At 57.4% G+C, this 10,958-nt stretch carries 9 protein-coding genes; 4 read left to right on the top strand and 5 right to left on the bottom strand.

All coding sequences use genetic code 11. From position 1 onward, the window contains the following. Positions 1–2: 2 nt before the first annotated feature. The 3 genes from NLK58_RS06975 to epmB form a co-directional block, all read right to left on the bottom strand. A complete protein-coding gene (locus NLK58_RS06975) occupies positions 3–2,087 on the bottom strand; it encodes an EAL domain-containing protein (protein ID WP_117617837.1) in 2,085 nt (694 codons plus the stop codon). Between the two features lie 192 nt (positions 2,088–2,279). After that, positions 2,280–4,085 (bottom strand): GTPase, encoded by a 1,806-nt coding sequence (locus NLK58_RS06970; protein WP_341582417.1) that lies wholly within the window; start codon positions 4,083–4,085, stop codon positions 2,280–2,282. A gap of 222 nt (positions 4,086–4,307) precedes the next feature. Then, positions 4,308–5,348, bottom strand: a complete 1,041-nt coding sequence (gene epmB, locus NLK58_RS06965) for an EF-P beta-lysylation protein EpmB (RefSeq protein WP_341582416.1) — start codon at positions 5,346–5,348, stop codon at positions 4,308–4,310. 45 nt (positions 5,349–5,393) lie between these two features. Between epmB and efp the strand changes: the two genes are divergently transcribed. Then, on the top strand, positions 5,394–5,969 hold the full coding sequence (gene efp / locus NLK58_RS06960; protein ID WP_117617834.1) for an elongation factor P: 576 nt from the start codon (positions 5,394–5,396) through the stop codon (positions 5,967–5,969). Between the two features lie 7 nt (positions 5,970–5,976). Further along, positions 5,977–6,945 (top strand): EF-P lysine aminoacylase EpmA, encoded by a 969-nt coding sequence (epmA, locus tag NLK58_RS06955; protein WP_341582415.1) that lies wholly within the window; start codon positions 5,977–5,979, stop codon positions 6,943–6,945. 17 nt (positions 6,946–6,962) lie between these two features. Here epmA and asd read toward each other — a convergent pair whose 3' ends face one another. Further along, positions 6,963–7,835: an archaetidylserine decarboxylase gene (asd, locus tag NLK58_RS06950; RefSeq protein WP_341582414.1), complete on the bottom strand. Its 873-nt coding sequence runs from the start codon at positions 7,833–7,835 to the stop codon at positions 6,963–6,965. Between the two features lie 174 nt (positions 7,836–8,009). Between asd and motA the strand changes: the two genes are divergently transcribed. Both motA and motB read left to right on the top strand, forming a co-directional pair. Continuing rightward, positions 8,010–8,861, top strand: coding sequence for a flagellar motor stator protein MotA (gene motA / locus NLK58_RS06945; protein ID WP_117617831.1), 852 nt, complete (start codon positions 8,010–8,012; stop codon positions 8,859–8,861). 32 nt (positions 8,862–8,893) lie between these two features. Further along, complete coding sequence (motB, locus tag NLK58_RS06940; protein ID WP_117617830.1) at positions 8,894–9,853, top strand: flagellar motor protein MotB; 960 nt, start codon at positions 8,894–8,896, stop codon at positions 9,851–9,853. An 11-nt stretch (positions 9,854–9,864) separates the two neighbouring features. Here the strand turns inward: motB and rsgA are convergent, their stop codons facing one another. Further along, a complete protein-coding gene (rsgA, locus tag NLK58_RS06935; protein WP_341582413.1) occupies positions 9,865–10,920 on the bottom strand; it encodes a small ribosomal subunit biogenesis GTPase RsgA in 1,056 nt (351 codons plus the stop codon). Between the last annotated feature and the right edge of the window lie 38 nt (positions 10,921–10,958).

Below are 10,958 nucleotides of genomic sequence, written 5' to 3'. Positions count from 1 at the left end.
GCTCAGTTGTCGCCGAAGTCGTAGTTCATTTCCGGAACCGGGGCCTGCAGGTAGTAGCCCTGGATGTAGTTAACACCTGCCTGCCAGAGGGTGGCGAGAACACCCGCATTTTCCACCAGCGGTATGATCGTCAGCTTTCCGCTATTCTGCAGGCTCTTGACCATCGCCTTCACCTGTTCTTTGGCTTCATCGCTCTTCTGGATTTCCTCCGTAAAGGAGCCATCAATCTTTACGTAGTCTGTATCGATATGTTTGAGCGTGTTGAACGGGTTGAGGGCACAGCCAAACTGGGCGATGGAAACCTTGCAGTGGAGTTCATGAACGGCTTTGGTGAAGTCCCTGGCCTGTTTCATGTAGTTGTTGGCATCGCCTTCGCGGATCTGGAAAATCAGTGAATCACCCGGCAACCGCGCTGCCTTCAGGGCGACGCTGAGCCAGGGGGTGAAGGTTTGGTCCTGCAGTGTTTCCGCGGTTACGTTCAGGAACAGGCGGGTATCGTGCCCCCGGGAGCGGTGACTGGAAAGCTGCCTGATGGTCTGCAGGATCACCCAGCGGTCGATCTTGATGGCGGTGTCGATCGGTCCCATCGGCGGCAGGAAATCATAGGGTGAGACTTCCTTGTGGTCCTTGTCGAGCATCCGCACGAAAGCTTCGTAATGCTCCTCGCCTTCTCCGCGCAGGTTAATGATCGGCTGGAACAGAAGGCGGAAGCGGTTCTCTTCCAGGGCTTTCTGAATGGCCTCCACCGAATTGCTCTCATCCAGTGTTTCAAAGTCCGCCGGGTTATAGGCTACGACACCGTTGCCCTGGGCATGGCCTTCCAGTTTGCGGACTTCAGCGGACGCCATGTGGGCCCGGGCCATCAACTCCTCGGCCTTTGGCGAGTTCTCGGTAATCGCGGCAACCCCGATACTCACGGTGAGTTGCACGGTGCGGCCATTGATATCAAACAAATGGTCTTCAACTGCCTTGCGGATGCGCTCGGAGTGATCAGACATGGCTTTTTCATCGCAGGGCTGGCACAGGAGACTGAAGGCGTCGTCACTCAGTCTGGCGAGGGCCAGGTCGTCTCCGGCCTGCTCCTTGAGCAGGTTAGCCAGATCGCCAAGTAGCAGGTCCGCGCCGGATATGCCCACCTGGCTCTTCATGTTCATGAAGTTGTCCAGGGCAATATAGGCAAGCGCACCGGTTTCGTTGTGCTTGCCGGCATTGGAGATCGCTTCGGCGAGTGCATCCATCAGGTACTGGCGGTTATAAAGACCGGTCAGCAGATCCTGGCTGCTGATCTGGCGCAGTTTTTCTTCGAGTTCCGCATCGCTGTGCTCCGGCTGCAGCACAATCTGGGTGCAGGCCTCACCATCATAGGTTGCCGCGGAAACCGACATGGTGACATTCAGTTCGTGGTCGTCACTGCGGCGTGCCGTGCAGTTCATGGTCATGCCATCTTCGCCCTTTTCAGCGAAGGACTTCATGAACTCCCTGTACGTGTCCTGACTTTCCGGGGTAAGGGTGTCCAGTACCGGGATGCAGATAAGGTCATCGATATCGTCGTAGCCAAGAAACTCCATATAGGACTGATTGGCGTAGATGTGCATGCCATCATTAATGTAGGCGATCGCGTCCTTGGAGCTTTCGAGCAGTAACTGGCAGCGCTGTTCCGCCTCCCTGAGGTGGGATTCCAGCACCCGGCGCCGGCGACGTTCACCAAGGGCTGCCAGTTCGCGGTTAACCACCAGCACCAGGAGATCCGTGTACTCAAACGGTACGGTGTCCTGTGCGCCGGCCTTCATCATCGCTACCGTACGTTCGCGACTTTCCTGCTCGGTCAGCAGAATAAACGGAATGTCCTTGTCCATCCGGCGGATCATGGCCAGCGCATCGTCGGCCGAAAATTCCTGGTCCAGATCACGGGCCAGGAGCAGGTCCCAGTTACCCGCTTTCAGGGTTTCTTCGAGGTCTTCCTCGGAAGTGATGCGATGGGCCCTGGTGGCCTTGCCTGAGTTACGGAGCAGGCTGACCAGCGATTCGGCATCGTTTTGAGATGGGTCAAGAATCAGCAGGTGTACGGTCGCGTTCTTTTTCTGCATTCGTAAGACGTCTCGTGATACACATTGGCGGAGGCGGCCACCGTTAGCAGTCTGCGATCTGTTTGAATACAGTAACTTGCAGTCAACGGTTTGCGGGTGTCGCAAGGCCGGTCATTCACTATCGCTGAATGATGCAGGGGTTGCGGTTCAATAACAACCCTCTCCGGGGTCCGGCGTCTCAGTTTGGCAAGATTATAACGATGGCCAGAGGGAGTCGAACTCATCCTCACTGGCGCGGGACGGTGCCACCGGTGTGCCGGTGGTCAGTGCTGCGGCATTCTGTAACTTGAGTTCAAACTGGCTAATGCTGCCTGTGGAGGATACTTTGCGCGACAGCTGCCCCGGGTCCTCCCGACCGTCGTGGAGTAATGAAATCCGGCTGCCTGACTGGAACGGCAACCTTGGTGTAATCAGAGTAGCCGACTGATTCACCACGCTGATTTCCGGCAATAGCAGGCCCCGGAGATATTCGCTGCTGTTGCCTACTTTCTGGATCAGGCGAACGCCGCAGGGCGAAGCGCTGGGCGCAAGAAGCTCTATGCCCACCTGAGTGCCGTGGTTTTTGATCTGGCGAATCCAGCGAACAACCGCGACGCTCCAGGGGTGGCTTTTCTGCTCCCGGACTCCGAGCACCTCGCCGGCCTGAAGCGAGGGGGGCACGTTGCTCTCCCAGGCGACGCAGTAACCGCCCGGGCTCGTGTTTATCAGAAAAGAGTGGTGCGATTTTGGGCGGTTTTTGTCAATACCAGGACCCTGAGCGTTGCCGTGCCTGCCGCGGAAGTTAATCGGGGTATCGGCCGAAAGAAGTCTGTCGTCGCCTGGCTCGGCATCATGGGCGCCCGACCAGGCGTCCTGCTTCTGCCGCGAGGCACGGATAAACGGGTTCTCCTCGTCTTGATGACTACTGTCATTGCCGTTCACGAATTCGGTGAAGGTTTTCTCGCCGGCAATAAAATAGTGCGCGGCCGTCAGGCCCACGCAGACTTCCAGGGATCCCTGGCTGGCAATACGGTTGAAGTTTCTTTTCGCGAGAATGCCCAGCGCCTGGCTGAGATGCGTAAGCAGGGTATCGCTGACTTTCGCCGGAACCGTCAGCTCATGGTCGGTTTCTTTGTGTTCCCGGCGGGCATGCAGTGTGTCCGAAAGCATGGACGATAACTCGCGGGTGTCGAAACCGAAGCTGTCATCGCCCGGGTTCCTGTCAAGCAGGCTGCGATAGAACGGCGGATTATCCGTTTCCATATTGACGACGAACAGGCTGTCATCGCCGATGTCCGGCCCGCAACGTGTGTGATCTGTCCAGGACTCGAATAACTCGTACACCTGGAGAAGCTCTGACTGCCTGAGTTGGTTTGGCCGGGCACAGCCGAGCAGCAGAATGCGTTTATAGCTGTCGGCAACGGAACTGGTGCGGCGGTGTTGCAGGGTGTCGTCTTCAACCTGCATGACGGACAGTTTGTTGCGGTAGGCGAAGCGGAACAGGCGGTGGCATTCGAGCCAGCTCCGGGCCGGGCTGGGGCAGTAAAGCTGGTGCGATCTCAGAATGGTTGCTGCCAGTTCGTAAATGGCTCTGTGAGTGGCGTTGGCAATCTGCCTGCGATTTTTTTCCAGCCCGCCGGTGTCAATGAACTCGAGAACGCACAGCTTGTACCCACCCGCCAGATGTAACTGCAGTGCCTGTGACAGGTTGGCGATTTTCCGTTGTTTTTCGGGAAGCGCGACGGCAAGACCCAGATAGTGTCGCGAGAGTTCGTTGCAGACGAAGTGAATTTTTTCACGGATGACTTCCAGAAACTGCATCCGTAGATGCGGCGCCAGGAACAGATGATTCAGTTCAATGATGGCATGGTAGAGTTGCCGTGATACCTCACCGATATTGGCCATCGGCAGCTGGTCCGTCCAGATCCTGAATGCTTTGGGCGTTGTGTCACAGAACGACAGGCTGGCCGTTTTCTGTTCGGGAACGCGGAGATCTGGTTTCAGGGTCATACCTTCCATGAATTCATGCCAATATCGGGAGCACAGGTGGTATTCCGGGGTTGGGCCTGCTCGGCTGGCGGTTGATCGCTGTCCGCCGGCCTGCCAGGAAAACGCCGTAAATACATGTTTTATCGTTAAACGTTACTGGACTTTAAAGTAGCAAACCAGTTACAAAAAGCGAGAAGATCACGAGTTGACAATCTTTGACAAGTGATTTTGAGGCCTTTTTCGTGAACCGTGTCACGGGAACAGGTTGATCGGGGTCTTGCTATCCTTTCCTGGCTCTTCACGTACAAGCTTTGGCACCAGGAACCCGGGCAGCCTTCCCAGCAGTTCATGCATTAGCTCCTTCGCCTCCTGATCGGGCACATTGTAATGGTGCGCACCGGCCACCGGGTCGAAGGCGTGGAGATAATAGGGTAGCACACCTGCATCGAACAGGGCCTCGCTCAGGGCTTCAAGAACAAAAGCTTGATCATTCACGCCCCGGAGGATAACGCTCTGGTTCAACAGCGTGGCACCGGCTGCCCTCAGATAGCCCAATGCCCGGCGGGTTGGGGGATCAATTTCCGCCGGGTGGTTGATGTGCAGAACAATAACCACCTGCAGAGGCGTTGTTGACAGCCACTTCAGCAACTCATCGCAAACCCTCTGGGGGATCACCACGGGCAGGCGGGTATGCAGACGCAGGCGGCGAATGTGAGGTATGCCACTGATCGCTGATGCCCACTGGGCGAGAAGCCGGTCATTGACCGCCAGCGGGTCGCCACCACTGAAAATGACCTCGTTCACCTCAGGGCTGGCCGCCAGGGTGTCGATAACACGTTGTCGGTCTTCCGGGTTCAGACGCTGTTCGTTATAGGGGAAGTGCCGCCGAAAGCAGTACCGGCAGTTGATCGCGCACTGGCCGGTGACCATGAGCAACGCCCGGCTGCGGTATTTGCGGATCAGCCCGGTGGTCGGAATGGCGCCCGCCTCCTGCAGAGGATCGCTGACAAAGCCCGGCACATGGCCGGTTTCCTCCTCAAGTGGCAGCACCTGCCTGAGCAGCGGGTCGGCCGGGTTGCCTTTTTCCATTCGGGCCAGGAACGGTTCCGGCACCCGGATCGGAAACAGCCGGTGGCCCCGCCGTGCGCCGGAAAGCCACAGCTCGTCAGGAAGTCCCAGGCGCCGGAGCAGCTCTTCAGGCGATGTGACCGACTCCGAGAGCAGTTGCTGCCAGCTGCGTTGCTCCTGGTCAGAAAGGTGGGCTTCTATATGGGCGGGGGTTCGCTGTATCATAGCGACCTTTGAATTTTAAACAGCATTTTGTCAGGTGGACATTTCATGGCTTCATATTCTACCAACGAATTTCGCAGTGGTCTCAAGGTTTTGCTTGATGGCGACCCCTGCATCATGCTCGAGAACGAGTTCGTAAAACCCGGAAAGGGGCAGGCCTTTAACCGCGTCAAACTGCGTAACCTCATGACCAATCGTGTCTGGGAACGCACCTTCAAATCCGGTGAAAGCCTGGAAGCGGCGGATGTGATTGATCAGGATATGGAATACCTCTACACCGACGGGGAATTCTGGCATTTCATGCTTACTGATGGCTCCTTCGAGCAGTACCCGGCTGATGCCAAGGCCGTTGGTGACACCCTGAAGTGGCTGAAAGAGCAGGATGTCTACACAGTGACCCTGTATAACGGTGCGCCGCTGTCGGTTACGCCGCCCAATTTCGTTGAACTCGAAGTGGTCGATACCGATCCGGGCATGAAGGGCGACACGGCACAGGGTGGCTCCAAGCCGGCAACCCTCTCAACCGGTGCCGTGGTCAATGTGCCGTTGTTTATCACCACCGGTGAAGTACTCAAGGTTGATACGCGCTCCGGAGAGTACGTCAACCGGGTCAAGAGCAGTTAATCCTGACATGACCAAAGAACCTGTCTGGCAGCCCTCTGCCTCGCAGGCTGCCTTGAAAAGCCGTGCACAACAACTGGGGTTTGTGCGCGGCTTTTTTGCGCAAAGAGGGGTGTTGGAAGTTGAAACACCGATTCTCGGGCAGCATGGTGTCACCGATCCGAATCTGGACGGCATTCAGGCGCACGTATCCGCCGGCGCCCGAACCGGCGGCTGGCTGCAAACCTCCCCTGAATACCACATGAAGCGCCTGCTGGCTGCGGGCTACGGCTCGGTTTATCAGGTTTCCCGGGTGTTCCGTAATGGCGAGCTGGGGCGACGCCATAACCCTGAGTTCTCCATGCTGGAATGGTATCGCGAAGGGTTTGACGACGTGGCATTGATGGCCGAGGTTTCAGACCTTGTATGTGGCTGGCTTGGGTGCCGGCCGCCGGAGGTCATCCGTTACAGGGACGCGATGGAATGGTGGGCAAATATCGACCCCTTTGAGGCCACGGACCGCGAGCTGATGCGTCGCTGCGAGCAGTGGCTGGAACCGGAACAGCTGGCGGACCTGGGGCGCGATGGCTGCCTGGACCTGCTGATGAGTTTTGCGGTTGAACCGAACCTTGGTACGCAACGGCCGGTATTCATAACTGGCTATCCGGCCGCTCAGGCCTCCCTGGCTCGTGTCTCCGTGTCGGAAGGCCATGAAACCGCGCACCGGTTCGAGCTTTACATAAATGGCCTTGAGCTTTGCAACGGCTACTGGGAGCTGACGGATCCACGGGAACAGCGTCGCCGCTTTGAAGCGGATAATGAGCAGCGCCGACGGTCCGGGAAGCCGGAAATGGCGCTGGATGAGGCTTTTCTTGCAGCCCTCGGGCTGGGGCTGCCCGAGTGTTCCGGGGTGGCGCTCGGGCTGGATCGCCTGCTGATGATCAAGTTGGGCGCCGGGGACATACGTGAGGTGCTGGCATTTCCGTTTGAGCGGGCATGATTCGGAAAGCCGTTCTCCTACACGGGAGAGTGTGTCCGGGATAGTGTGCCAAAGGCCTCGCCCATGCGCACGGTCTTGCCGGCGATCTGATCACTGTTCCAACTGACTGCACCCTTGGGCATTACCATGATCACGGTCGAGCCCAACCGGAAGCGGCCCATTTCCTCACCCTTGGCAAACGTCACGGCCTGCTCGCCTTCGTAATGAGTTGCGGTAACCCCTTTGCTGCCCGGCACCACGACCCCCGCCCAGCGGGTTTCCACGCTGCCCACAATCATGGCGCCCACAAGTACCAGGGCCATGGGGCCTGCGTCAGTGTCGAAGATGCAGGCAACGCGCTCATTGCGGGCAAACAGGTTGGGAACGTTTTCAGCGGTCACGGGGTTTACCGAGAACAGCTTGCCCGGAATGTGGATCATCTCCCGAAGGGTGCCGGCCATGGGCATGTGGATCCGGTGGTAATCCTTGGGCGAGAGGTAGATGGTCGAAAATTCGCCCCCCGCAAACGGCGCGGTGGTTTTCTCAATTCCGCCGAGCAGCTCGCTCAGGCTGAAGGACTGGCCCTTGGCCTGGAATATCCGGTCGCCAGTTACCTGGCCGAGCTGGCTGATCACGCCATCAACAGGGCTGACCAGCGTTTCTTCACCTTCGGCCAGTGGTCGGATACCCGGTTTCAGTGCCCGGGTGAAGAAAGCGTTGAAGCTCGGGTAGGCTTCCGGATCCGGCTCGGCGGCTTCGCTCATGTCTACCCCGTAGCGGCCGATAAACCAATGGATCACCCGGTTCTTGAGCGCGGAGGAACGGTCATCGTCGGCCAGACGACCGGCCAGGTGGGAAATCGCCCGTTGCGGGGCGATGTACTGGCTCAGAACAAAAAGCTTGTCGAACATGAATAGTGATCCTCTGCGCTCAAAGGCGCGAAGTTTAACAAAGACTGCGACCTGTATAGAAATTGTTTCTTGGCTTCGCGGTTCTGTGGGGGGCTTGCTATTATCAGGGCACCTTTTGCGTGAAGACTTCCGGCTCCGGCCGATAACCAAGAACATAAGGCGTGCTTAGTTACCATGTTACTGATCATCGGTGCGGTTATTGTTATTGCCAGTGTATTTACTGGCTTTGTTCTCCATGGCGGCAACCTCATGGTGCTGTGGCAGCCAACAGAAGTGCTGATCATTTTTGGCGCGGCTCTGGGGTCATTCATTATTGCCAACCCCATGCATACCCTGAAGGAAACGTTTAGCCGCGGCTTTCAGCTGCTTACCGGTTCGCCCTACAATAAATCGTTCTACATGGATCTTCTCAGCCTGCTTTACGAGATTTTTGACAAGTCCCGGAAGCAGGGCGTTATGGCAATAGAAGAAGACATCGATAATCCCGAGTCCAGCCAGATCTTCAGTCGTTACCCTGCCATCATGAAGTCAAAAGAATTGCAGGCATTTATTACCGATTACCTGCGTATTATCAGCTCTGGCAACATGGCGGCCCATGAGCTGGAAGGCATGATGGAAAACGAGATCGACAGTCGCCAGCACGAAATCGAAGAGTCTGCGCACGCCGTCAACAAGATTGCGGACGCGCTGCCCGGCCTCGGGATTGTTGCCGCGGTTCTTGGCATTGTCATCACCATGAACTTCATGAGCGAGGGGCCTGAGAAGATCGGCCTGAGTGTTGCCGCGGCGCTTGTTGGTACCTTTCTCGGTATCTTCATGGGTTATGGCTTCGTCGGCCCCACGTCCATTGCCATGGAACACGCCGCCAAATACGAACTCAAGGCCTACGAATGCGTAAGGTCGGCCATCGTAGCCACAGTGTCCGGGCAGGCGCCCCAGATGGCGATTGAATTCGGTCGCAAGGCATTGCCGACGGACAAGCGTCCCGGGTTTCAGGAACTGAACGATCACGTTCGTTCCAAGTAATACCGCCTGCAACTGATCTCCGGAGCCGAATCGTGGAAGAACAGCCGATCATCATCAAACGCAAAAAGGTTGTCGCAGCCGGGCACCACGGTGGTTCCTGGAAAGTTGCGTTTGCCGATTTCGCTACCGCAATGATGGCGTTTTTCCTGGTGCTCTGGCTGACCGCGACGGCGTCTCCTGAACAAAAGCTGGCCGTGGAAGGTTATTTTCGTGATCCGGTAGGATTTACCGAGGGTGGCTCACCGAACCCGGTGGACCTTGAAGGCAGCGCTTCGGTCATAAACGAGGCGAGTCCCGATATCGAATCAAGCCAGATTCAGATCGAAGACCAGGTTGTGGACGAACTCTCGGAAACCCTCGAACAGCGTCGTATGGAGGAGTTATTCCAGGAGCTGAAAGAACGCATCGAGCAGAACGAAACCCTGCAGGAATTCAAGGACCAGCTGTTGATCGACATTACCGATGAAGGCCTGCGCATCCAGATCGTCGACCGGTCAGGCCGCCCCATGTTCGACAGCGGCCGCGCCGAGCTTAAATATTACTCTCAGGATATCCTGTTTGAACTGGCCAAGACGCTGGGTTCCGTCGATAACAAACTCAGTATTACAGGGCATACCGATTCGGCACCGTTCAGTGGCCGGCCGGGCTACACCAACTGGGAGCTGTCGGCTGACCGCGCCAATACAGCCCGCCGGGCGCTCGTTGCTGGCGGGGTTCGGGGGGAACAGATTGCCCGGGTGGTAGGGCTGAGCGACTCCGTGCTGTTCGATCAGGAAGACCCGACCGCGCCGGTGAACCGCCGCATTTCCATTATCGTTCTGAACAAGAAAACCGTAGACAACATCCAGAGCAGCGCGGGCCGTACCGATGAGCCCCTGATCGATCTTACCCGCCCGTCAGAAGCAGAGCAGGAAGCCGCCCGAGAGCGGCTTGAAAGTGGGGAATGGCGCAAGGAAAAAGAACAGCCGGCACCGGGCGAGCTGAACTGGTAGGGCAGGATCCGTTAGTCCACTTTCAGCCCGCGGGCCTGCTGTTCCGACATATCCTGAAGAATCCGGTGGAAACTTTTCAGCCGCTGCGGGCTGATCTTGCCCTGATCCGCCGCCGCATCAATCGCACAGCCGGGATCCCCCATGTGCCGGCAGTTGCGGAATTTGCAGTTACCGATTACGTCCCGGATCTCCCGGAACCCGTGCTCGACCTCCTGCGGTGTCATGTGCCACAAGCCGAACTCACGGATACCCGGCGAATCGATCAGATCCCCTCCCATCGGCAGATGGAACAGCTTGGCCGTTGTGGTCGTGTGCACACCCTTGCCAGTACTCTCCGATACGGCGCCCACGCGAATTGCCTCACCCGGCATCAACGTCTGGATAATCGACGACTTGCCCACGCCGGACTGCCCGACGAACACGCTGGTCTGATCCTTGACCAGGGCCTCAACCTCCGATGACGGCTGATCGCCAGATTCGGCTGCAGATGTACGCACAACCTCATAACCCAGCGCTTCATAGCGCACGAGCAGGGCATCAATGCTTTGCCGGTTTCTGTTGGTAAGCAGATCCGTCTTGTTAAGCAGAATCACCGCCGGAATATCTGTGATTTCCGCGGCCACCAGGTACCGGTCAATCAGGTTGTCGTGGGGCTCCGGCTCCGGTGCTATCACCAGAATAATATGATCAATGTTTGCGGCCACCGGCTTCAGGGCACCAAAATTATCCGGCCGCTGCAGCAGATTCTGCCGCTCACAGCGGGCAACAATAACGCCGGTTTCATTTTGTCCCGGCCGCCAGACAACCTTGTCACCGGTCACCAGGCTGTCAATGTTGGTTCGAACAAAGCACCGGACTACATCACCGGTTTGCTCACCTTCCAGTGCTTCCACGTCCAGCTGTTGCCCATAGTGAGCAATGACTAACCCTTCCTGCTCCGGCCCAAGCTCACCAGCGTCGGCCTGCTCCTGAACCTTCCTTTCCTTGCGCGCCGCGCGGGCCGCTCGCTCTTCCTGGACCCTCTTGATGCGGAATTGCTGCTGTTTGTTCAGTCGCCGTTTTGCCATTTACGTCCCGGATAACCAGATGAAAGTTTTGCCTGTGG

Source organism: Marinobacter metalliresistant, from assembly GCF_038098645.1.
Taxonomy (GTDB): Bacteria; Pseudomonadota; Gammaproteobacteria; order Pseudomonadales; family Oleiphilaceae; genus Marinobacter; species Marinobacter metalliresistant.
The sequence above is the reverse complement of the archived record's forward strand: the minus strand, read 5'-3'. Positions and strand labels throughout refer to the sequence as shown.